General features: G+C 46.3%; 18 protein-coding genes and 1 riboswitch. Of the genes, 7 read left to right on the forward strand and 11 right to left on the reverse strand.

Going from position 1 to position 24790, the window contains the following annotated elements; translation table 11 throughout:
- Positions 1-162: 162 nt before the first annotated feature.
- Positions 163-402: riboswitch (cobalamin riboswitch) on the forward strand.
- A gap of 148 nt (positions 403-550) precedes the next feature.
- The 4 genes from WH96_RS03175 (at position 551) to WH96_RS03190 (ending at position 4730) form a co-directional block, all read left to right on the forward strand.
- Complete coding sequence (locus tag WH96_RS03175; protein ID WP_047762625.1) at positions 551-1801, forward strand: aromatic ring-hydroxylating oxygenase subunit alpha; 1251 nt, start codon at positions 551-553, stop codon at positions 1799-1801.
- An 89-nt stretch (positions 1802-1890) separates the two neighbouring features.
- Positions 1891-2988 (forward strand): hybrid-cluster NAD(P)-dependent oxidoreductase, encoded by a 1098-nt coding sequence (locus WH96_RS03180; protein WP_281175821.1) that lies wholly within the window; start codon positions 1891-1893, stop codon positions 2986-2988.
- Positions 2989-3163: 175 nt separating this feature from the next.
- The gene (locus WH96_RS03185) at positions 3164-4009 is read left to right on the forward strand and encodes a fumarylacetoacetate hydrolase family protein (protein WP_047762626.1); all 846 of its coding nucleotides are present in this window, start codon (positions 3164-3166) and stop codon (positions 4007-4009) included.
- 187 nt (positions 4010-4196) lie between these two features.
- A complete protein-coding gene (locus tag WH96_RS03190; RefSeq protein ID WP_162200106.1) occupies positions 4197-4730 on the forward strand; it encodes a PAS domain-containing protein in 534 nt (177 codons plus the stop codon).
- Between the two features lie 293 nt (positions 4731-5023).
- On the opposite strand, the gene WH96_RS03195 is transcribed toward WH96_RS03190, so the two are convergent.
- The 5 genes from WH96_RS03195 to queC form a co-directional block, all read right to left on the reverse strand.
- The gene (locus tag WH96_RS03195; RefSeq protein ID WP_047762628.1) at positions 5024-11224 is read right to left on the reverse strand and encodes a DUF5801 repeats-in-toxin domain-containing protein; all 6201 of its coding nucleotides are present in this window, start codon (positions 11222-11224) and stop codon (positions 5024-5026) included.
- A 263-nt stretch (positions 11225-11487) separates the two neighbouring features.
- Positions 11488-11955 carry a preQ(1) synthase gene (gene queF, locus WH96_RS03200; RefSeq protein WP_047762629.1) on the reverse strand — a complete coding sequence of 156 codons (468 nt, stop codon included), beginning with the start codon at positions 11953-11955 and terminating at the stop codon, positions 11488-11490.
- A gap of 89 nt (positions 11956-12044) precedes the next feature.
- Complete coding sequence (gene queE / locus WH96_RS03205; RefSeq protein WP_082130297.1) at positions 12045-12833, reverse strand: 7-carboxy-7-deazaguanine synthase QueE; 789 nt, start codon at positions 12831-12833, stop codon at positions 12045-12047.
- A complete protein-coding gene (queD, locus tag WH96_RS03210) occupies positions 12830-13186 on the reverse strand; it encodes a 6-carboxytetrahydropterin synthase QueD (RefSeq protein WP_047762630.1) in 357 nt (118 codons plus the stop codon). The genes queE and queD overlap by 4 nt, the downstream gene beginning before the upstream one ends.
- A 3-nt stretch (positions 13187-13189) precedes the next feature.
- A complete protein-coding gene (gene queC, locus WH96_RS03215) occupies positions 13190-13891 on the reverse strand; it encodes a 7-cyano-7-deazaguanine synthase QueC (RefSeq protein WP_047762631.1) in 702 nt (233 codons plus the stop codon).
- Positions 13892-14279: 388 nt separating this feature from the next.
- On the opposite strand from queC, the gene WH96_RS03220 reads away from it, so the two are divergent.
- Positions 14280-15731, forward strand: a complete 1452-nt coding sequence (locus tag WH96_RS03220; protein ID WP_082130319.1) for an NAD-dependent succinate-semialdehyde dehydrogenase — start codon at positions 14280-14282, stop codon at positions 15729-15731.
- A gap of 421 nt (positions 15732-16152) precedes the next feature.
- On the opposite strand, the gene WH96_RS03225 is transcribed toward WH96_RS03220, so the two are convergent.
- From WH96_RS03225 to WH96_RS03240, 4 genes are all read right to left on the reverse strand, one after another.
- Positions 16153-17118 (reverse strand): DUF7379 domain-containing protein, encoded by a 966-nt coding sequence (locus WH96_RS03225; RefSeq protein WP_047762632.1) that lies wholly within the window; start codon positions 17116-17118, stop codon positions 16153-16155.
- The gene (locus tag WH96_RS03230) at positions 17115-17753 is read right to left on the reverse strand and encodes a TetR/AcrR family transcriptional regulator (RefSeq protein ID WP_047762633.1); all 639 of its coding nucleotides are present in this window, start codon (positions 17751-17753) and stop codon (positions 17115-17117) included. Before WH96_RS03230 ends, WH96_RS03225 begins: the two co-directional genes overlap by 4 nt.
- A gap of 128 nt (positions 17754-17881) precedes the next feature.
- A complete protein-coding gene (locus tag WH96_RS03235) occupies positions 17882-18808 on the reverse strand; it encodes a pseudouridine-5'-phosphate glycosidase (protein WP_047762634.1) in 927 nt (308 codons plus the stop codon).
- Between the two features lie 28 nt (positions 18809-18836).
- Positions 18837-19763, reverse strand: coding sequence for a carbohydrate kinase family protein (locus tag WH96_RS03240; protein WP_162200107.1), 927 nt, complete (start codon positions 19761-19763; stop codon positions 18837-18839).
- 309 nt (positions 19764-20072) lie between these two features.
- On the opposite strand from WH96_RS03240, the gene WH96_RS22740 reads away from it, so the two are divergent.
- Complete coding sequence (locus tag WH96_RS22740) at positions 20073-20468, forward strand: DUF2946 family protein (protein WP_407060093.1); 396 nt, start codon at positions 20073-20075, stop codon at positions 20466-20468.
- Between the two features lie 95 nt (positions 20469-20563).
- Here the strand turns inward: WH96_RS22740 and WH96_RS03250 are convergent, their stop codons facing one another.
- Positions 20564-21499, reverse strand: coding sequence for a GNAT family N-acetyltransferase (locus WH96_RS03250; protein WP_047762637.1), 936 nt, complete (start codon positions 21497-21499; stop codon positions 20564-20566).
- Entirely contained in the window at positions 21486-22478 is a 993-nt protein-coding gene (gene acuI / locus WH96_RS03255) for an acryloyl-CoA reductase (protein WP_047762638.1), read from the reverse strand. The genes WH96_RS03250 and acuI overlap by 14 nt, the downstream gene beginning before the upstream one ends.
- A gap of 332 nt (positions 22479-22810) precedes the next feature.
- Here acuI and WH96_RS03265 point away from each other — a divergent pair, with 332 nt between their 5' ends.
- Complete coding sequence (locus WH96_RS03265; RefSeq protein ID WP_047762640.1) at positions 22811-24754, forward strand: methyl-accepting chemotaxis protein; 1944 nt, start codon at positions 22811-22813, stop codon at positions 24752-24754.
- Positions 24755-24790 lie beyond the last annotated feature (36 nt).

Raw genomic sequence — 24790 nt, forward strand, 5'->3', positions numbered from 1 at the left:
AAAAAAATTCCATTGTTTTCAAATAATCACGACACCTTTTACCATGGCAACGACCTATTTCCACAAGCATAAATTACAGTGTCGCAAACGTCGATCTCGCTGTCGTTTTTCAGGGCGACCACGAGGCACGGTTTCATAAAATCGGCCTTAGTAATGAATTTAGAAATGACAACTCCTCCAGGTGTTTCATGAAGTTAATATTTTGATTTCATGAAAATAATTGGGAAGTCGGTCCGCGCAACTTTACGTCCCACAGCGCAAACCCGACGCTGCCCCCGCAACGGTAGGAGAGGACCAGAGATCACAAGATATCCACTGGATTAAGCTCTGGGAAGGGTGTGATCTTAGCCATAGTTCATGGCCCTCTCGAGCCCGGAAACCAGCCTGAGGCAAGTCTAGTAGTCGCGGTGGGCGATTGGAACGACCTGTTGATCTCTAAGCAGCATAAAAGCGCGCAGAGACAATGCTGTTCCCCTCCCCGTCGCTCGTCAGAATTTACCACTCAGAAAATAATATCTGGGTAGCGCTTGTTGCTGGATAGGACCGAGAGATGACTGTATCAGCCCACGACACAATGTTTGACCTGCTTCGCAGTAAAAAACAGAACTACAGCCTGCCGCGAGAGTTTTATAACGATCCGGATTTCTTCAAACTCGATATGCAACACATCTTCGGGAAGTCATGGATTTTTGCTGGTCTGGTTTGCGACATCCCCAAGCCCGGAAACTTCTTCACCCTATCAATCGGTGACAATCCTCTGGTTATTGTCAGAGACGATAACAGCGAAGTCCATGCAATCTACAACACCTGTCGCCACCGCGGTTCCAAAGTCTGTCTGGAAGAAAAAGGCCATACAGCAAAACTGGTTTGTCCCTATCACCAATGGACCTACAATCTCGACGGCAACCTGCTGTTTGCCGGCAACATGGGCGAAAGTTTTAACCCGGCCGATTTCCCCCTAAAGAAAGCAAACATTGGCATTGCTGGCGGCATGATCTTTGTCTGCCTTGATGAAAATCCCCCTGCCTTTGCCCCCTTCAAAGAAGCCGTCGAACCTTTCCTCAAGCCACACGCATTGGACAGAGCCAAAGTTGCTCACGAAATTACCATCAGCGAGAAAGCAAACTGGAAGCTGGTAATCGAAAACAATCGCGAGTGCTATCACTGCAATGGCTCACACCCCGAGCTTCTGAACTCCCTTCTAGAGTTCGATAATACAGATGATCCGCGCGCGACCCCTGAATTCAAAGCACTGGTCGCCAAGAAAACCCGCGACTGGGATGCCTTAGGAATAGCCCACGAAAGCACCCTCCACAATTTGGAATACCGTGCTGTTCGCATGCCATTGGCAGAGGGTATCCATTCCATGACCATGGATGGTTCTGTTGCCTGTCAAAAGCTAATGGGTGATTTGACCGACCCGGATATGGGTTCAATGCGCCTGTTACATCTGCCCAATACCTGGAATCATTTCATGGGGGACCATTCAATTGTCTTCCGCGTGATGCCTGTGGGTCCGCAAGAGACATTGGTGACAACCAAGTGGATTGTCCACGAAGACGCTGTCGAAGGTGTCGATTACGACCTGGAGAAAATGGTTAAAGTCTGGAACGCCACAAACCATCAGGACAGAGAACTGGCCGAAAACAATCAACTGGGTATCAACTCTAAAGCCTATCAGCCCGGCCCCTATGCAGAAGGTGCCGAGTTTGGCGTTATCAATTTCATTAACTGGTATAGCGCCCACATGCTCGGCAAGTTGTTTGACCCTGCCAAGCTCCAGCTCGCCGCCAGCGAATAAGCATTCATTTTTAAACTGTACGAGGGCGCAATGACTGCGTCCTCAAAATCAATAAAGCCCAAAAGGGCGACTAATTGGGGAACTCTAAAATGGCTGAAATGGCTGTTAAGCAGGCTATTAGAGATTTGAACACAACGACGCCGTGGGATAGCCACTCTCAAATGCTAGAGTGCGTGATGATCCTTCAGGATACGCACGACGTCAAAACATTTTGCTTTCAAACCACAGACAACAGCTGGTTTCGTTACCTGCCCGGACAGTTCATTACCATTGAGTTGGAAATTGATGGCAAACCTGTTCTACGGACCTACACCCTGTCTTCCAGTCCATCGCGCCCCTTGTCAATTTCCATTACGGTCAAGGCAAATAAAGATGGCTATGCCTCTTGTTGGTTACACGAAAACCTGAAAGAAGGTGATAAAATCAAGGCCCATGGCCCTGCAGGTCTCTTTACCCTGCACAACCACATGGCAGATAAATATCTCTTTATTTCAGGTGGGGCAGGTATTACGCCGACACTTTCCATGACACGCTGGCTTTTTGATCAAGGCACCCATACAGATGTGCATTTTATCCACTGCGCCCGAACACCTTCGGATATCATTGCCCGCCGCGAACTGGAAAGCATGAGCGCCCGCGTCAGCGACATCAAAGTTGCCTATGCCTGCGAAGAGCCTGATCCTTATGGTGCCTGGACCGGGTATACAGGTCGTCTCAACCAATTGATGTTGGAACTGATTTCACCCGATTATCAAGAGCGAGAGATTTTTTGCTGTGGTCCAGCACCCTTTATGCAGGCTGTTCGAGATATTCTCAATACAGCTGGCTTCAACATGGACCAATACCATGAAGAGAGCTTTGAGGCCCCAATCATCGAAGAAGAGGATCGCCCAGAACACGATGACGTTATCATTGATGACGATGCAAAGTCCTCTGTCACCTTCACTAAATCCAAAAAAGATACCCGGGTTCAGGAATCAGACACCATTCTGACCGCAGCAAAGAAAACGGGCCTTCATATTCCAAGTGCCTGTCAGTTTGGCGTTTGTGGAACCTGTAAGGTCAAAAAGGTCTCCGGTGAAGTTCACATGATGCATAACGGCGGGATTACCCAGGAACAGATCGACGACGGCTATGTTCTTGCCTGTTGTTCCAACCCATTGGGAGACGTTGTTATCGACTTCTAAGAATCTGCATCAGCAGAGGTGATCACGGGCAAGATCACCTCTGGGCCACTTTTTGAAACCATTTAAATCTCTTTCGTGCCCAACTGTCACAAATCTTTTCCAAAACTTTCTATCGTCTCTTCAAATTTCTGACGTTATTGTACTCGTAAAGAAAGAAAAACAGGGAATAGAGACCATGAAATTACTGCGTTACGGCCCCATTGATCAGGAAAAACCCGGATTATTGGACGAACAAGGGAATATCCGTGATCTTTCTGCAATCGTTGACGATATCAACGGCAAAAATCTCAATTCTCTGACACTATCAAAAATACAGAAAATTAATCCCGCCACCTTGCCATTGGTCGAGGGTACACCGAGGATAGGTTCCTGTGTCACCGGTGTCGGAAAGATCATCTGTATCGGCCTGAACTATCACGACCATGCCAAAGAGGTCGGCGCGAAACCAACACCCGAACCGCGTATCTTCATGAAGGCAACCTCTTCAATATCCGGCCCCTATGATGATGTTGAAATCCCAAGGGGATCAGAAAAGACTGACTGGGAAGTCGAGCTTAGTGTCGTTATTGGTAAAAAAGCAAAATACATCGAAATTGATCAGGCGATGGATCATATCGCTGGTTATTGTTTAGCGAATGATGTGTCAGAGCGCAATTTTCAAATGCATAGATCCGGACAATGGGTAAAGGGTAAGAGCCATGACACCTTTTGTCCCCTCGGTCCATGGTTAGTCACTCCAGATGAAATTGAAGATCCGCACCAACTTCCGATTTGGCTGGAAGTTGACGGTACCCGCTATCAAAACAGCTCAACAAGCAATCTTGTCCACCGTATTCCGGAAACAATCGCCCATCTCAGCCATTTCATGACGCTTTTGCCCGGCGATGTTATTTTGACAGGGACCCCGTCCGGCGTAGGTATGGGAATAAAGCCAGATCCGCTTTTCCTTAAACCGGGCATGACAATGGAGCTTGGAATTGACGGTCTCGGCACCCAAAAACAAACCGCAGTATCCGCATGAAAATTTTGCGGAAACCACTGTTCAGTTTTCTATAAAGAGCATTTTCCCTGCATCAAAAAGATGTGATCAGAAAATTTGTGCTTCCGTTTTGCTCTAAATCATATAAATACTGGCTCCCAATTGAATATAAGAAAGTGAACAGGCACAAAGCTCGACAGGAAATCGTGCCATAAAATTGGATCCCGTGTTGATAGCAACCTTGAAAAAACTCCACAGCTATTGGAGTGAGAAAAAACAGCAACGACCCTTTCCAGCCCGAAAGGATCTTGATCCGCTCGATTTTCACTATGCTCTGGGCGATGTTTCTCTGATTGACGTCGAGCAGGGCGAAAACGATCACAACCCGATTTATAAAGTTCGCTTACTCGGCAGTAACATTCAAGAGCGTATTGGAAGCTCCTTCTCAAACCGCAATCTTGATGATTTTCCAGAACAGGATTCTCTCGACAAGATGCGCCTCGCCTACAAAAAGGTTCTCAAAACGGGGGAACCTCTGGCTTATCCAAGCTTTTTTAAATACGGCGAAAAAGAGCAACCATTTGTATGCTGTATCTGGCCTCTTTCAACGAACGGGGAAAAAATCGATATGCTGCTGTGCTGTCGAGAACAAATCTTTGATAGAGCTCTTGTGCCTAATCAAAGCCAACTCGCGAAAGAACCGGAAATATGGCCGTACCAGCAATGGGGGAATACCTCACTTCTCTCACCCATGGTTCATTAAAGAGCATGCACTCAAACCAGTACAAAACAATACAAAAAGGCTCTGAATGATTTATTCAGAGCCTTTTTAAAATCATCATACAAGTGAAGCGTCACATTTCAACGCTTAGCCTTCTATTCAACAATTAGATTTTGAGTATCTAACAAGGCTTTTATAACATCATCCTGCAGGCCCAACCGTACTGAAGCAACACAAACCAATTAACACAAAATAAAGCCAGCCAATAAAATCGGCTGGCTTTATAAAAAGACATAGAATAACCGTCAGGCCGAAACCTTAAACTTCCAATTGACTTAGTCGATGATAATCTGGGACGCAGGATTGTTGACCAGATCATCAATACTGTCGATCATTCCACCAGCTGTACCCATATTGTTAAAAGTAATGGAAGAACCGTTGTGGAAGTCAACAACCACGGTACCATTCTCACCATTATCAGTAACGTTCGAAATCATGGCATTGAGGTCAGCCAGATCCAAACCACCTGCACCGCTATCAACCACATCAGTAAAACGAAGAACATCTTCGGAAGCGTTAAAATCAGTAACAACATCCTGTCCAAAAATATCATTTACGCCTGTCCCCTTGAGAGAGAAAATAAAGATATCTGCATCATTCCCTCCCGCCAGTACATCGTTGCCTGTACCGCCATGGAGAGTATCGTTATCGTTTCCGCCCTCAAGGGTATCATTGTTATCACCGCCATAAAGGAGATCGTTGTCGTTACCTCCTTCAAGGACATCATCACCTTCATCACCTCTTAGGATATCATGACCATTCCCACCTTCGAGAATATCGTTTCCGATGCCCCCGATAAGAATATCGTCATCATTGCCACCGCTGAGTTCATCCGCCCCTTCACCTCCGCGAAGTATATCCTTATGATTCCCGCCACTTAAAGTATCATCACCGTCATCGCCATAGAGGATATCGTTACCATTCCCACCTTCGAGAATGTCGTTATCATCACCGCCAAAAATGATATCATTATCACTTCCGCCATCAATAACATCGTCCCCTTCATCGCCGTAAACAATATCATTACCACTACCTGTATTGATATCATCATCACCGGTGCCACCACGAACAATATCACGAGCCTTGGTATTATTCACAAAGATGTCATTGCCATCCCCAAGATCAACATTTGTGTTGGTCAAGCTGCCATCAACAATGGTTGCATTGGTCGTGTGCGGTGCACCTGAGCGAACTTCACCTTTGTTGATCAATACTGTGTCATTACCTTCACCTGCATCAATATTAAACTCAGCAGGATAAGTAGAAGAACCAGCGCCATTAGCAGAGTTGGTCACGACAAGGATGTCATCTTTATCTCCAAGGGTAATATCACCACGCTTGGCATTCTGTACACTCAGGATAATTTCCTCATCCTTGTGCGCAGAGTAATCAACAGATGCTTCAACAAAATCACGAACCGTAACCGTTTTATGTGCAGCAGTATCAACAGCAACTGACTTTTCACCCGGTGCATTCCAGCCAGAAGCTTCGTAAAGCTCGGTACTTGCGGTAACCAGGCCCTTAACCTCAATGCTGAGATTTACAGGAGCGCTTACATCACCATCGTTATCTGTAATGGTATAGCTAAAATCTTCAATGATAGGGCCATTCGGACGAATTCCTGCATCCTCAAATGGTTCGTAGTAATAACGCCCTTCAGAAGTAATATACAACATACCATAGGTACCAGCGATGGATTGTTGACTGGTATTTTCCTTAGACAGAGTAATCTCAGTACCATCAAAGGTTACAGAATTCACCCAGACGCCACCATCAGCACCGGCAAGATCATTATCAAGCACATTCCCCTTAGCTTCACCAAGGCCCTCACCAGCAGCAATAGCAACATTCTCATCAACAACAGCTTCAGGATTATCATCAGAAACCCGGAACCGAAGAGAGCCCTCTGCAGTTGTTCCATCCGCATCGGTTAGAACAACCCTGAATGTTAATTCAACCTGATCAGATATATCAGTACGTGCCGCATCAGGATGATCAATTGGCCTCAGCAAAATGATTTCATAGCGACCGGTTGCAGGGTTAATGCTCAGGGTAAGTACATCTTCGTCTTCCCCATTATCGCCAATCGCAGCCACACCTGTGATAACCATAAGGCCGTTCACCTCAACAGGGGAACCAAAGGTAATTACCTCACCACCGGAAGTCAGATCTACTGACGCACCATTTCCATAATCAACATCAACAACAAGCTCCAGGTCAGAAATCGCGAACGTTCCGGCGCCATCAGCACCAAAATCACCTTCCAGAGTTCCTGATTGTTTAGCAGTGCCCGCAGCAATATCACTCTCGCGAATATGGCCAGCATACTCATCGCCGGCTGTTGGCACTGCATCTTCGATGTCTATAACCAGTTTCGCGCTTGCTTCATCACCATCACCATCTTTGATGGTATAGCCAAACTCAACCTGCTTATTCTGGTCGGGATTACCTTCGGGGTAGAATTTATATGACCCATCGGGTTTCAGATAAAACTGGCCCACATCTTTAATGATCAACGCTCCGGAGATGTCGTAAGTTTTCCCTTCATACGTATAAGAAATGACAGAGGCCCCATCAGCACCAACCGTGTCATTATCCAACACATTCCCGGCAATTCTTTCACCATTAAAGGAGTGATCTTCATCTAGAATGGCAACGGTTTCACTGTCAGACACCTCAATAGTCAGCTGGCCATTATCGGTATCACCATCGCCATCGGTTACTTCGTAACCGAATACCAATTTCAGGGCATCACCAATACCTTTGTCGCCTTTATGGTCCAAACCACCACCGTATTGACGATAAGCGTAATCACCTGTTTCCTTATTCAGATAAACATCAAAGACAGCTTTGCCATCTGCATACCCGACAAGAACCAGACTTTTACCATCAGTGGAAACTGTTTGATGCACAGTAATCGGGTTGCCACCAGATGACAGATCAGCAAGATCAATCGGATTACCAGCAGCATCTGTGAAGTCTTCAAGCGAAATCGCAGTGAACTCGCCACCATCAGCACCAAAGTCAGCGACGATTGTACCTGTTGCTATTGCCCAGGCACTCGGCAAGCTGCTCTCATCTGTCGAATTAGATGCATCGACAACGCTTGGCACATCATCTTCAATGATAATTTCAAGAGCAGAGATATCCTGATCACCATCACCATCAATGGTTTCGTAACGGAAACTCAGAGTAACAGGATCATGGTTTCCACCATTATCAGGATGATCAATCGGGCCTTTCAGCTCGATTGTGTAATCCCCGGATGTCTTGTTGATAGTAACGACAACGATTTCCTGAACGCCAACCTTACCGACAAGAACAAGATTTCCGTTACCATCGTCAGTCACTGCGCCAAAGATAACATCCTGACCACCGGACTGTAGTATTTCGCCGTCTGGTCTACCGTCTTCACTGTCTTCCCAGCTATCGAACCAAATATCGGTTACAGAACCACCGTCAGCACCAAGGCCAAGCTCAAGCGTGCCAGAAATGAAGGAGTTGTCATCAATGCCATCAACCAGCGTCGTTTCGTCAATGAAAACATTCTCATCGGCAAAGACAGAGCGGGAATCAACTTCGTCATCCTCGATACGCACTGTTAGATCCGCAGTATCAGTATCGCCGTCACCGTCGGTAACAGTTACTTCAAAACGTAAATCAATCGGATCGTAATCATTACTGTGAGATTGACCATCCGGGATCGCATCGTGTTCTGAGTCATAAGATACATCTGGATGATCAACCGGACCAAGCTGGGTTACAGTGTAATCACCAGTAGCTTGATCAATAACAATCTTGATTACATCCTGACCTGCTGCTGAACCAGTGTATACCAGTTCGCTTGCTACAACAGCTGATGTAAAGATTACAACAACTCCACCCGAATAAAGTGTTATTCCAGAAGGATCCAGATCTTCACTATCAGTCCAGCCTTTGAATTCAATTCCGGTAACAGAACCACCATCTGAACCAAAATCAACGTCCATTTTTCCGGTCAGAGTCGTATTGTCAGGATCGTTGTCATCCAGACGCTTTTCCTTGATACGACCAGCATAGTCATCAGAGATCGATGGACCATCATCTTCAAACTGAATAACAGAACCAAGATCAACGCTGTCAGCTGACTGATCACCATCAGCATCGGTTACAGTAACAATCAGGTTCAAGATACCAGAATTCATAATCTCCGGAGTGTCAGCCTCATCGTGATCAGTATCATCGTGTTCCAACACACGTGACTGAGTTACAGTCACATCGCCTGTATCAGCATCAACTGAAACACGGAATACTTCACCGCCTGTTGTAGAAGAGCCGACGATATCGCCACCAGCTTCCAGTGTCAGGATAACCTCTTCATTAGTTATCGCATCAACAAGACCACTATCAACTGGATGACGATCTGTAAGGTTCAGTGCATATTCAGTTGCACCAGAAGCGGCTTCACCATCAGCACCAAAGATAGAGCTATTTACAAACAAGTCAGCGGCAGAAACAGTTACATCAGCCAGAAGGCCGTCATTCTCAGTGTCATCACCGTCATTCTCAGTTTCGTCGAGATCAATCTCAACGCCATTCAGAAGCGCGATATCCGCTGTAGGATTATCATCGGTTACTGCTACCGTCAGCTTGGCAGAGGCCTGATCCCCATCGGCGTCTTCGATTGTGTAGTCAAAGACTTCATTCATGGTGTCAGCCGCTGTAGAAACAGCTTCAACAGTAAAGCCATTACCAAACCCGGTTGGGCTCAGAGTAACGGATGTCATACCCGGGATTTCTAGTTCAAGAACAGTCTGCCCCTGAACTGTCGTACCAGTGAAAGGACCACCAGGTGCCTCAACCGTCCAATTCACAACATCATTAGGATCAGAATCGGAAATGGAACCTAGTGTAATCGCAAGATAATCAGAAGAAATTGCCCCACCAGCATCAGACAAACTTACGGTAATACTTTCCATTACCCCACCATCATCAATGGAGGTGGCATCTCCGGTCCCCTGATTAACGTTACTGATACCAATACCGCCGAATTCAGATCCTGTTAAAATAACATCAACAGGAGATCCATCAGAAATCAGATCACCTGCGCCTGTCAGGGTAACAATTACACCTGTCGCAGGATTAGCCTGAGTATAGGTGTTACCGTTATAAGATCCACCACCAAGAGCAAAATCTTCTCCAGGGTGATCTGCTGGACCTTCATAGCTATAGTCACCAAGATTTTCACCAGCCATATCAACTGTGAACGTCGCATCAGCAGTTGTTGAAACTGTCAAAATGCCAGTTACAGCATCAAAGCTGTAGTCAGAAGGCTCACTGGAAACTACAGACTGGCCATCATTAGCTAGGGTGAAGGTCACACCATCATGTGTCACTTCACGTACAACACCCGCACCATCAGCACCAAAGCTATCGCCGTTATCGAGCAGAGTTCCGGTTACAATATTCCCGGCGTTTTCATCCGTAACTTCAAGGGTATCATCACCAGTAACAGGTGTATCATCGTCGACAGATAAGGATAACGTTCCGTCAACAGAATCACCTGTAGCATCAGTCACACGATAATTAAAAACAAACTCAATGTTGTTCTCATCTTCTCCCTCAGGATGAGCAATCGCAGCAAGCTGTGTAATGCTGTAGTTACCAGATGTTGTATCTGCCAGAGTTACACTAAGTACAGCTGTACCGTCTTGTGTTACCGTCAAGGCAGTACCACCAGCGCTTAATTCATAAACAAAACCAGCTGGTGCGCCTGTTGCCAACAATAGAAGTGAACCTGCACCATCTCCCCCATAATTATGAGAAAGTGTTCCCGCAACATTGATAGGAGTATCATCACCAACACCACCATTATTGCCCTGAAGACCAGAAACATCATCATCGTCCAGAATGACTGTTTCATTCGCGGCGTCAATCGTAGGGAAATTGATCAAGGTTTCAGCACTAGCCGCAATAACCAATTCCGCCAAACCACTTAATGAACCTGCAAGGCCCCCTTGTGCAGAAAGGCCATCAAGATCGACATCGCCCAGATCGTCATCATAAATGCTACCACCACCGCCTTGTGGGCCTGCGCCAGCGCCGGCTGCAGTTTCCAGTGTTTCACCTTCAGCAAGAGCCTGTGCTTGACCGATCAGAAGGCTTGAAGAAAGTTCAATGCCACCGATTACAAGAACAGGTGCGTCTGCGCCCTGTGCGTTTTCAACCAGATTCTGGAATACAATACGGCTGTCGGCGCTACCATCGCCGTTACTGTCAAAGGTCAGGACAAAATCATTCCCTTCCAGTACCGGGGTTGCTACCGTTGCATCAAAGTTAAGGGTCGCTGTTTGACCTTTTTCCAGAGAGATCGTTTTGGTTTCACCACCTGCCGGGGCTGTTACTTCAAGGGCAGAAGCAGCCTGCCCAACCAGAAGATCTTTGCCTTCTTCTCCAGAAATCAGTGCGTCTTTATGCTCTGTCTGCTTAACAGCCATGTGGTACTCCAGTACAATGTTTGGAAGTGAATTTATAGCCGCGGCCAAAAACACCTAAGTCAATTAGTTTAAAGTTACCCCAAACTACCTGAGGATGAGATTTGATCAATTAAAATTTCATCACAACCGATACCAATATGTATGATTTAAACTACTTTTTTCATAAGAGAAAACCCGGACACAACCCAAGGATTATAAACACAACAAAAGGCACTCACAGGAGTGCCCTTTGTTAAAATTCAAACTCAATTTAAACTTAAGTATTATCCACGACCTCGATAAGGAGGAACGCCCTGGTCTGGAATCCAGATACCTTCTGGGACTGGGCCTGATTGATAGAAAACATCAATTGGAATACCACCGCGCGGGTACCAGTAACCGCCAATACGCAACCACTTTGGCTCTAAAAGCTCTTCGATACGCTTGCCGATGGAAACAGTGCAATCTTCATGGAAAGCACCGTGGTTCCGGAAAGATCCAAGGAAAAGCTTAAGCGACTTACTTTCGACCAGCCAGTCACCCGGTACGTAGTCGATCATAAGGTGGGCAAAGTCCGGTTGACCTGTAATAGGACAAAGGGATGTGAATTCCGGTGCCGTAAAACGGACAACATAGCCTGATCCCTTTTGTGGATTGGCAACACGTTCCATCACGGCTTCTTCCGGACTATCCGGTAACTTACTGTCGCCACCCAACTGGGTCAGTTTTGAATAGATGCTTTCTTCTGTCATTTCTTTTCAAGCTCCAATGTTCAAGAGCAGCCACCGTTATCTCTTATTCTGATGACCAAATTTATAATATTAACAGGGTCTCGGCGAGACTAAACACCGCGTTCATTACCCCAGATCAAAACATGCAACTGAGGCAAAACTGTTGCGTCGTACCACTCGTCTTCAACCACTTTATCGATAAGCCACCGCATCCGGTTCATAACACCCGACAGATCAATTGTGGGTTCCGTTTCTTCTACAGTACCTGGCGTATGATTTCCGGGTTGCAAATACATTCTCAGGCCCGGGAAGCGTCGATGTACTTCTTTGGCATAGGCATAGTCCCGATCATCAAAAACAACCACCTTCATAATGGTTTCTGTATCAGATCCCGCAGCAGCAACACAGCCCGCCAATAAATCCCAATCCGTCTCCATTTCGGACGACGGGGGTTTCGGACTCAATGTTAAATTATCCAGCTTTGAAAACCAGTCTTTGACCACACTACCCTGTGTTTCCAAGGCAAAGCGATAACCCTGCTCATGCCCCAAATCAATCAAAGCCCCAAGCGGTTGAATCGCCGGATTTCCCCCGGAGAGAGAGACCAACAACGGCTTACCACCAGATAGCGATGCAACTTCAGTCATGATTGCAGTCGGAGACATTGGCTTCCACTGATCGCGAAAACTTGAATCCACGGCATAGAGTGTATCGCACCAACTACAACGATAATCACACCCCCCCATACGCACAAAAACGGTAGGTAGTCCCGTCAGAGCACCTTCGCCCTGTATTGTAGGACCAAAAATCTCACTGACCTTTATTGTCCGCGCATTGGGAGGCACATCGGAAAACACTTTCATGCCCGATGTATTATCGTTTGATGTTTCGGTAATCATGGTCTGTACTCAGCCCAAGTCTTGGGCGTTTCACTCACCCGAAGCGCCGTAACCTCTGGCCAGCGCTCAAACGACCAATCAAACAGATACTTGGACAGGCGCTCAGCCGTAACATTATCATCCCCCAACACTTCATTAAGGTGACGGTGGTCCAGGACATCATCGATGTATTGTTTCAGCTCACTTAATTCGAGGTAATCGCGAACAAAACCAGCCGAGTTCAAATTCTCACCAGAGAGTTCGATCTCAACAATGTAGTTATGACCGTGCAACCGTGAACAGGGATGTCCTTCGGGAACACCCATCAACTGATGTGACGCTGAAAAGGTAAATTGCTTAGAAATCCGGTACATCCATCAGGCTCCCTTGGCTTTTTCAACAGCTTCAAGCCAATAGTCGGGATCTTGATAGATTGTCGGATCTTCTACATTAGCAACATGAAAGGCTTCGCGACGTTCCACACAGGTACCACACCGCCCACAGTGATGTTCATAGCCTTTATAGCAAGACCATGTTTCCTCGAAAGGAACCTTTAAACGGCTGCCTTCTGCCGCAATATCACTTTTGGGAAGATGCACAAAGGGCGTATAGAGCTTAACCGCCGCGTAGCCATCCAGCGCATGCCGCTGCATTTCCTCGAAAGAATCAATGAAGGCAGGGCGGCAATCGGGATAAATGAAGTGATCCCCCCCGTGAACCGCAGCGGCAACAGCATCTGCATTCTCGGCCGCAGCAGCGCCAAAGGCAATTGCCAACATAATCGCATTGCGGTTCGGTACAACCGTAACCTTCATGGTTTCTTCTTCATAATGTCCGTCAGGCACATCAACATCGTCGGTAAGGGCAGAGCCGGATAGCAAAGCACCTACGTTGGCAATATCAATGACATTGTGCGGTACCCCAAGGCGTTCTGCACAGCGGCGGGCATAATCGAGTTCTTTCTTGTGACGTTGACCGTAGTCGAAAGATATCAGGCGCGTTAACTCAGCCTCCGCAGCAACCTTGTGCGCAAGCGTAACCGAGTCCAAGCCACCTGAACAGATGACGAGTGTTTTCATTCGTTCCAATCCTTGTTTTTCTACCGGGTAGGCTGCGACCGGGGAGCCCGACAATGCGCGGATGGCTCCAGTTTCGATTTAAATCGCGCACCCCGATATACCCCAGAAGAAGAAAAAAGCAAAGGGCAAGAGCAATTCCCTAATCGAAGACCACCTATGCGAGGGTGGCAAAAACAAGCGTGTCGCCCTTAAAACAAGGCGAATGATGGATCTGTGAAACATAAAAACAGATCATGAAAACAGATACACTTCCTACATTACATTTAAAGTCACCACTCCAAACTGTGGCCCTAAACAAAATTTCGCTCTGGGCCGTTGTCCTCTCACAATGCCTGTGGTTATGATGCTTTTTGCTTATCTATCCTCCCCTTCAATCCTCGAGGCCATTATGGAACTTCAAGACCCCTCTTTGTTACGTGATAAATGCTACATCAATGGTGCATGGGCTGATGCAGACAGTGGAGAAACCTTTGCTGTAACCAACCCGGCGAATGGTGATGTTCTGGCCTCAGTTCCCAAGATGGGAGAGACAGAAACACTCCGTGCCATTCAAGCTGCCGAAGACGCCTTTGGTCCCTGGAAAGACAAAACCGCCAAAGAGCGCGCGCAGATTATGCGCAAATGGTTTGAACTGATTATGGAAAACCAGCGCGATCTCGCGTTACTGATGACACTTGAGCAAGGAAAACCCCTGGCAGAAGCCATGGGTGAAGTGGCCTATGGTGCAAGTTTTGTCGAATGGTTTGCTGAGGAATGTAAACGCATCTATGGCGACACCATTCCAGAGCACCTGCCCGGCAGACGTCTTGTTGTGACAAAAGAACCAATCGGTGTTGTCGCCGCCATTACCCCGTGGAACTTCCCAATTGCCATGATTACCCGCAAATGCGCCCCGGCAATCGCTGCGGGCTGTACTGTCGTGATCAAACCGGCAGAGGACACACCCTTAAGCGCTTTTGCCTTGGCAGAGCTTGCTGAACGCGCTGGCATTCCCAAAGGCGTTATGAACATCGTTTCCGGCATTCCACAGCAAATTGGCAAGGCCCTGACCGAAAGCAAAGCGATCAGAAAACTGACCTTCACTGGTTCGACACCCGTCGGCAAGCTTCTCATGAAACAGTGTGCAGATACCGTGAAAAAGACCTCTATGGAACTGGGAGGGAACGCACCCTTTATCGTTTTTGATGACGCAGATCTTGATGCTGCAGTCGAAGGCGCAATGATGAGCAAGTTCCGCAATGCAGGACAAACATGTGTCTGCTCTAACAGGATCTTGGTTCAGGAAGGTATCTATGAAGCCTTTGCGCAAAAGCTTGTCGAAAAAACGGCGGCACTAAAGGTTGCTCCCGGCATTGAAGATGGCGCCCAGCAAGGACCGCTTATTAATGCTGCTGCATCAAGCAAAGTCAGTGAACTTATCGATGATGCCGTCAGCAAAGGTGCGAAAACCGAAATCGGTGGTAACCCGCATGATCTCGGTGGAACCTTCTTTGAGCCAACCGTTATCACTGGCGTAACCGATGACATGCGCATTTTCAGCGAAGAAATCTTCGGCCCTGTGGCCCCGCTCTATAAGTTCAAAACCGAAGATGAAGCCGTTAAAATGGCAAACGACACGCCCTTTGGTCTCGCAGCATACTTCTATAGTCGGGATATCGGGCGCGTATGGCGTGTGTCTCGTGCGCTTGAATACGGCATCGTTGGGATTAACGAAGGTATCATCTCAAACGAAGTTGCCCCCTTTGGCGGCGTCAAGGAAAGTGGTGTAGGCCGAGAAGGCTCCAAATACGGCATGGAAGATTTCCTCGAGATCAAATACCTCTGTATGGGTGGCATTTAAGGTTTCACTCAAGTATCAAATATTAAAGGAGTTTTCGAGCTCCTTTTTTATTTTCCAGAGACCTCAGCAAAACGATCTACACTGAGAAAAAAACCGAAATAGTATTTGGCACGTGTTAATTCACGCAAACATACCAAGACCAAAAAGAGAACAAATAGGAGCCAATTGGCAAAAATTATGTAGATCAACTCATAATTTTATAATGAACGTAACCGCTGTAGAGTTTTGCTGAGGTCTCTTCCAATATTAGACAAACACAGATCGTTAATGAATCGAGAGAATTGTATTCTTACTTTCAGGAGTAATGATCTTTTGCCTCTTCTTATCTTAAGAAGAATCAACTGTACGCGTTTAGATTTATTGCCCGATGTGTTTCGTCGCAAGAGGAGAACCAGCCAAACAAGAATAGCTATTGTCATTATTAAAGAACTCCGTTTTCAATATTTTGGTCAATCAACTCACCCGTCCTAAAATATCGAAGGGCCGCAGCCACCACTGTATTTCTGTCACACAAGGACGAGTGCAATCCGGGCAAAACAAGTACCTGATCACATCCCAACATACGAGCCTCTGAAACAGAAACCACACCGTCATCGTCACCGGGCAATAACGGATTATAGCCTTCCCCATCTGACTTACCCCCAGCAATAATTCCAGTTTCACATTCAGGCATTGGTATTTTTTGTGCAAACTCAGGCACCAATTCCTGCCCGGACTTTCCATAGATAAGCTTATACAAAGCTAGTTGCTTGACCCATTCTGCAATAGCAGAACCCTGATTTGGCGGGGCAATCATAAGCAAGCGCTCAATATTTACCCTTGCTTTCCATGATGTCAGGTTAGCCAGAAGTTGCCTGACAACCAATCCGCCCAGAGAATGGGTAATAAAAGATACTGCTTTAATATCATTCCTATGGGACAGAATTCGTGCCAACTGATCAGCATGCTCATGAATATAAGCTCTGGTTGAGGGGTAGGTAATTGCAGCGACTTCATAGCTTTCATCCGCAAAGGCACGCTTCATCTTCTGGAAGGTATCGCCTGAACGCGTGATGCCGTGAACCATCACCAATAAATGTACGCCATCAGTTTCCGGATGGACTGGAGGCACAACTTGTTTCTGAACTTTATAATGTTCAAAGACAGAAAAGCAGTCTTCAAACGTCCCCCATGCCTGACGCTTGTCATCGGGATCAAGTAAACGAAAGTGCCCACTGTAAAGATTGAACTGGATGCGCCAACTGGCATAGATAAATTCATCACGCCAGAATTGCTTGCCCCCCAAAGTTGGCATTTGAATATTAAGAGGCGCGCCACTGCTTGTCCGCAAATTCTCAGTTGCAAATTCCATACCCTGTCGCAGATATTTTTCAATATTGTCAATCATTGGATTTTTCCCGTAAAATCAGCATGATCTTTAAGACCGTTCAGGAAAGTTGTTATCAACAAGCTACAAACATCGTGTGAGGATCGGCTTATAACCACATCCAGCTTCTTTTTGTCTGCAAGTGAAATAATACCATGCAAGCTCGCCCAAAGCGTTGCAGACACATCCCTTCGTTCTTCTGCTCCCCTCCCGGACAAAAGAGGAAGCAAAACCTGATCAATGACACTTAGTAACTTCAAAACTCTTTGATTATACCATTCAGGTAAGTCATCTTCGCTGGAAGGCACATGATCAAAAAGCAGGCGCCACAGACTTCTATTCTCATCAATGAACGCGAGATAACCAATTAAGAGTTTTTCTAGGTTTTCGTTAGCAGAACCAATGTCCGCTTCGCCGTCTAATCGAACCATGGATAGGTGATCATATAACCGTTCTAGGGTTTTGCCGTTCAGGATAAGTATAAGTTCGTCAATATTTGTATAAACGTTATAAATCGTCCCTGGAGCATAGCCGATTTTTTGCGCAATCTTTCGGGCGGAAAGTTCTGATACTCCGCCGGCCATGACTAAATCTTCAGCGGCATCAAGAATCATTACTTTCAATTCATCAGGACTATGATCAACACGTCGTGCCATCTGTTAAGACTTCTTTCTTCCTGTTAAAGTTACAACTATAGAATAGTGAACACCGTTCAAAATTCAATAAAAAAATAACGCCACCCTTCAATTAAGACGTATGGCGCTATATAATTTTAGCGCATTTGTTAGCTTAAAGCGCTCAAATCCTTTGCAATATTAGCAGCCAATACCGCATTATTTTTCACAAGCGCTATATTGGATTCCAAACTACGTCCCTTGGTCAATTCAACAATTTTTCCTAATAGATAAGGGGTAATTTCCTTGCCAAAAATGCCGTCTTTTGTCGCGCTGTCCAATGCAGACGCAATGACGCCATCCATTTCCGCTTTATCCATAGCATGGCTTTCAGGAATTGGGTTCGCAATCACAGCGCCCCCCTGATAGCCAAGGTCCTGTTGTACCGCCAGCATACCGGCAATCTCGCTTGCCGTATTCGCCGTCAAAGGAGCATCCAAACCGGAATCACGGCAATAGAATGCTGGAAACTGCTTTGTTTGATAGCCAACAACAGGAACACCTCTGGTTTCCAGAAATTCAAGTGTTTTTGGTAAGTCCAAAATAGATTTAGCCCCGGCACAAATGACAGCCACAGGTGTCTTTGCCAGTTCTTCCAAATCGGCAGAGATATCAAAATCGTTTTCTGCACCCCGATGAACACCCCCGATACCCCCCGTGGCAAAAACAGAAATGCCAGCCATTGCCGCACAAATCATCGTTGCCGCAACAGTTGTAGCGCCGTCACCCTTTTGCGCAACGATCAATGGCAGATCCCGACGGGATAGTTTCGCAACATTCTCGGCCTTGCCCAGCTTTTCCAACGCAGCTTCGTCCAGGCCGATACGGATAACACCGTCAAGCACAGCAATTGTTGCCGGTACTGCGCCTTGCGCACGAATCAGATCTTCTACCTCGCGAGCCGTTTCCACATTCTTAGGATAGGGCATACCATGTGCAATAATAGTTGATTCCAATGCAACGACAGCTTTTCCCTCAGCAAGGGCATTCGCAACTTCGGGGGCAATATTCAGGTGTTTTTCCAATTTCGGATTCATGCTTTTACCAATAGTTTATTTTAAGAGTTCAAGAGCCAATAACGCCCAAAGAAAGATCCCGCAAGTTCGCAGATGTCGCGCCTTGATCTTTTACGGTGATACTTGCTGCATTAATGCCCCGCTTCAGGGCAACATCCGGTTTGTACCCTTCGGCTATGCCGCTAAGAGTACCGGCAATTAACGAATCACCGGCACCAGTTACATCCGTAATTTCGACTTCAATCGCCGGAACATGTTTAAAATCTTCACCTTCGAAAATATAAGCACCTTTCATCCCCGCAGAAATCACAACTGCTTTTGCGCCTTTGCGTGCAAGTACAGAACCCGCTTTGACAATGTCCTCTTCTGATACGATTGTCAGCCCGACCAGCTCACTTGCTTCATCCACATTACAAAACAGAATATCCAAATGCTGCAGAATAGAGTTAAGCTTTGTAGCCTTTGCGACAGAAACAGCATCTGCAGCCAGAAATTGATCAGGACCACATTGACTGGATAGAGCTTCTAGCGCAGAAACAGGCATGTTCGTATCGATGAACAAGATTGGATAAGAAGCCATACGGTCCTTAAGTCCGGCAAACATCTCTGGGCTGACATGGTCATAGATTTCCATATCAGCCAAACCAAAGGCCAATTCACCGCCGGGCTGTAGAACAGCCGTGTAGGTTGCTGTTGAAAAGGTCTTTGATCTAGGTAAAGCTAAAACATCGAGTCCCTGCGCAATAAACTGCTGCTCCAAGGCATCACCGGCCACATCCTGCCCCCAATAGCTCAACAGTCCTGCCTCAACACCAAGTCTGTTGAGATTCATTGCCACATTATGAGCAACCCCGCCGGGATAACGAGAAACAGTGACCGGGTTTGACGTTCCCTGTCGGATCGCTGTGTGACATTCAGAGCGCACATCCCAATGGGCTGCACCAATGCAAAGCACAGACTTAGTATTATCTTTCAACACATTAACTCACGAAATAGGCTTACTGACAGTTATAGCAATCGTTTTACGCAGAAACAGCCTCATAATACCAGAAGATGTTCGCGCATTTGATCAATATCAATGTTTGTTACTCAATATTGCTTAAAATCACAGGTGAAAATGATTTTTGACTGATTGAACGATCTTTTCTCTCTCATTTTCAGACCAACTACGACAACATTAAGCACAGAGCATCGCGTGAGAAAAAACGTAAAAAGAGCAACGACAAAAAAGAGCGGCTTCTCACCCCGCTTTTTGTCCCGTCGCGCGTTTTTTGCGTTCACAGCAATGATATCTCTATGCTTGCAAATCCTTATTCCGCTGGAACAGAGTTGGGCTAACCCGCCACAAAATCCGGATATCAACTCAGAAGATGTTTTTGTTATCTGTACACCGACCGGGCTCAGAGTTCTTTCACTAAACTCTGAAGATGATGGCCAACCAATCGAAAGTACGCTGGACCTATCGTGCCCAGCTTGCTCATTGGCTTCGGTAACCCTTGCTCCTCTACCCGTCAATGATCCCTTCCTATACCAAACTCGTTTTGCTATAGCGGATAATTGGGTCGAGCTATCAGAAATATCCCATGATCGACCAGCGCCACCACCACCAGCCAGGGCACCACCTCTCATGTTGCTACCGAAAATACATACTGAAGTCCTAATAAGATCAAAGACTGTGTAAACACATTGTTTCACAGTCTTTGTTTTTTGTGCTTTGAGCCTCTTCTCATTATCAACACAATGTTCTAGGACTATGATTTGGGGCACGAAAAAAAATCAAGCGTAGGCCTGGCTCATGATCGACCAATAAAGCTCGCGGCATCCCGGATAAATCGATGCCCCTAAAGAGGAATAGCTCTTTAGGGTTATTGTGGTCGGATGGACCACTTCAGGTGACCGAATCATGGCTGGTGGGTTTGCAATCAAGGTAAATCCCAGATCAGGTAGACGACTATGTAACTCGACCTGTTTTTCTGGCACGTCAATTCTCAATTCTTTCTCTGAACGCTCTGCCACATACCTAATCATTGCCAATGCTGTTTCACTGTCTGGTGCAATCATTGGCCCCAAATGATGCTGTTCACGTTGGGGGCTAGCAAGCGTAAACCCGATAATCTCGCCCTGTTTATCCTCAACAACAATAGCGTAATCGGCTTGAAGATATCTCTGTTCCAATAACCCGTGTCGACTTGCACCAAGTGCCTTCGCATCCAAACGGATAATATTCTCTAGGTCATTTTTGTACATAGCCCGTAAGGTTACATTAGGAAGAACAGGTTCAGAATCTCTACTTAAAAACTGCTCTGGAGAACCAAAAAATTTTCTGATCCGGCCAGCGACCTCATAACCACACTTCCTATAGAGCGGCTCGCCCTCTTCTGTTGCAATCAGGCACAATACTCTTCCCTGTGCAGCTTCATGACTATGCAAAGCTTCCATCACAGCACGACCATATCCACGTCTTTGATGACCTGGGTTCACCATAATCATCCCGATTGATGCTAGATCATCTCCATAGGGGAAAATAGCACCAGTAGCGATGATACCGCCACAGCTATCCCGAACACCGAGAAAAACCGAAACCTGTAGCATAATTTCGAGATCTTTAACGACATGAGTCCAGCCCAAGCTTTCAACCAAGGTATAGATCGCAGGCACATCATCAGGCGTTAAAACGTCAAAAAAGGCAGCTTCAGGCCTATCCGTTAACATCGACAACAACGCGCCCCTGAACAGCTCCCTTCAGAATGGCAGCCCCTAGATCAGGCAAATCGTTGAGGGTTGCATGCTGTACCATCTTTTCCAGCTTTCCCAGTGGTAGATCAGAAACAACACGTTGCCACGCTCTTTGACGATTTACAAAAGGCTGCATGACCGAATCAATTCCCAAGAGGTTCACACCGCGAAGAAGGAAAGGAATAACCGTGGCAGGTAGCGCTGCGCCTCCTGCAAGGCCAACAGCAGAGACCGAAGCACCATACTTCATCTGGCCAAGGACACGAGCCAGCATCGCCCCGCCAACAGCATCAACACAACCAGCCCATGTTTCGCTCTCAAGCGGGCGCTTCACGACTTCATTCAACTCATCCCGGGCGACGATCCTGCTTGCTCCAAGCTCTTTGAGGTAATCCGCTGTATCTGGACGCCCCGTAACACCGGCAACGCTATAGCCGAGGCTTGCCAAAATAGACGTAGCGATGGAACCAACCCCACCAGCAGCCCCCGTAACAAGCACATCACCCTGATCCGGTTTCAATCCATGATCTTCAAGTGCCATTACGGCCAGCATTGCCGTAAAGCCTGCTGTTCCCACGGCCATCGCCTGCTTTGTGCTCAAACCATCAGGTAAGGGCACCAACCAGTCAGCCTTCACACGTGCTTTTTGCGCATAGCCACCCCACCAGGCTTCACCAACGCGCCATCCGGTTAGCACTACTTTGTCACCGACTTTATAACGATCATCATCAGACTCTTCGACCGTTCCGGCAAAATCTATACCCGGAACATGGGGATAGTTCCGAACCAGACCGCCGTTGCCCGTGATACAAAGACCATCTTTGTAATTAACAGTAGAGTACTCCACCGCCACAGTCACATTGCCATCAACAGGAAGACTATTATTTTCCAGTTCTTTGACTTCAGAACGAACAACACCTTCTTCGGATTTATCAACAACGAGCGCTTTGAACATTTTATTCCCTAACAATCTGATGTGGCTGGTATCTATTGGGCATCTTTTATGCGTTAATAACGGATTATATTGAGATCAAATAAGCATAACACCAAAAGAGTACTCCGCCCCGTTTTCAACTGAAAGAGAGAATTTTGCACAAGGACTATGAACCATAAAGTCACAGCTCCTATCCTCCTGAGCAAATAAATTACACAGATTTGCATTTTCCATAGGAAAGTATTCCTTTATAAATTTTAAAATTTTATCACTTTTTTTATACATTCAAGAAATAATAGGTCCGGGTCATTAAACAAAGGTCAATAAAAATTGATCAAAAGGAGACTGGAGCTATGTCTTTTAATATAGGAAGCAGAATTTTAGCAGCAGCAGCCTTGATTGTTGTTGTCACTTTTTCCGCTTTTATTCTTTATTTTGATATTCATCAAAGTAATGAAATTCGCTCATCATTGAAATCAAAAGTGATTGAAACAGGTCATTTAGCAACAAATGGTATTTCCAACTGGATGAGCGGACGACAACTTCTTATCGAAAACATAGCCGAAAACATTCAATCATCACCGACAAATGAGACCGCTTGGGAAACGATTAATAAGGAAATACTAAAAACCGCTTTCTTATCTACATATTTTGGTAACAACGAGGGAGATATGACTTTGTTTCCCGATGACCCTCTACCCGAAGATTACGACCCCAGAAAACGACCTTGGTATATAGGTACAAAGCAAACTCAAGCCAGCTTTCTAACAGAACCATATGTCGATGCTTTCAGCGGTAATCTTATTGTAACTATGGCTAGCCCCGTACAAGATAACAGTGCCTTATTAGGTGTTGCTGGAGGGGACATTGAAATAACGACCATAGTAGATTTAATTCGAAGTGTTGATCTTGGCGGTATTGGGTATGCTTTTCTGATTAACGATCAGGGCACAGTTCTAATACACCCGGATAAACAATGGACACTAAAACCAGTTGGAGAAGTTTATCCCGAAGAAACACCAGTACTTTCCACAGAAATGCAAAACTTTGCCGAAGGTTCTTCAGATCAAATTTTCGCATTCTTTAAAGTTGAAGGGCTCCCAAGCGTGAATTGGTATCTTGGATTAGCAATTGACAGAAATGCTGCCTTTGAAGAGCTTTCCAATTTCAGGTTAACGTCGATCATCACAGCCGCTATTGCTGTGCTTGCTATCATGGGTCTCCTTGGTGTTCTCGTCAGATTGTGGGTATCAAAGCCTGTTATTGCGATGACAGATTCAATGACAAACCTTGCCAGTGGTAACCTTGATGTCAACATTCCCGGGCAAGAACGAAAAGACGAAATCGGTTCAATGGCAGCTGCAGTTAATGTTTTCAAAACCAACGCCATAGAAATGGGACGCTTAGCACAAGAAAACAAAGAATCAACCGAACGGCATGCGCGTGACCGCCGGGAAACCCTGAACAAAATGGCAGATTCATTTGAACAGTCTGTCCTGTCCATTGTTGAAACCGTTGTTCAGGCATCCAGCAATACCCAGGACGTTGCCAGCCAGCTAACGGCGAGTGCCGAAGAGTCCAATGTACGAACCCAAGCCGTTTCAAACGCCGCCATTGAAACCAGTCAAAACGTGCAAACCGTGGCCGCAGCAACAGAAGAACTTTCTGCTGCCATCCGAGAAATTGGCGTCCAGGTTACCCAATCTATTCAAGTAACGGCAGAAGCCGTCGATGGCGTTAACCGAACCAATGGAACAGTTACAGAGCTTGCTGGTGCCGCCCAACGTATTGGCGAAGTTGTGAAGTTGATTTCAGATGTTGCGGGTCAAACCAACCTGTTGGCTCTTAATGCAACAATTGAAGCAGCAAGAGCAGGAGATGCTGGCAAAGGTTTTGCCGTTGTTGCCTCTGAAGTTAAAACACTCGCAAACCAAACCGATCAAGCAACTGGAGACATCCAGACGCAGGTTGATGGCATTCAGGGGGCAAGTAGCCAATCGGTGCAAGAAATCACCAACATCAGCTCAACGATCGAACGCATGAACGAATTTGCCAACGCAATTGCAGCTGCGATTGAAGAACAAGGGGCCGCAACGCAAGAAATTTCAAACTCGGTGCAGAAAGCCGCCGCAGGTACGCAAGAGGTATCAAGCAATGTTGAAGTTGTTACCAAAGCATCTTCACAAGTCAGCGCTGAAGCAAACAATCTTCTGCAATCATCTCGTGAAATGCAGTCCATGGCCGAGAACCTGCGTACCGAAGTCCAAAGCTTCCTGTCCACAGTACGAGAGAGTTAATTTTCGGGGAGGTACCTTCTAGGGGTGTAATTTCCA

It is taken from the genome of Kiloniella spongiae (assembly GCF_001026905.1).
Classification (GTDB): Bacteria; Pseudomonadota; Alphaproteobacteria; order Kiloniellales; family Kiloniellaceae; genus Kiloniella; species Kiloniella spongiae.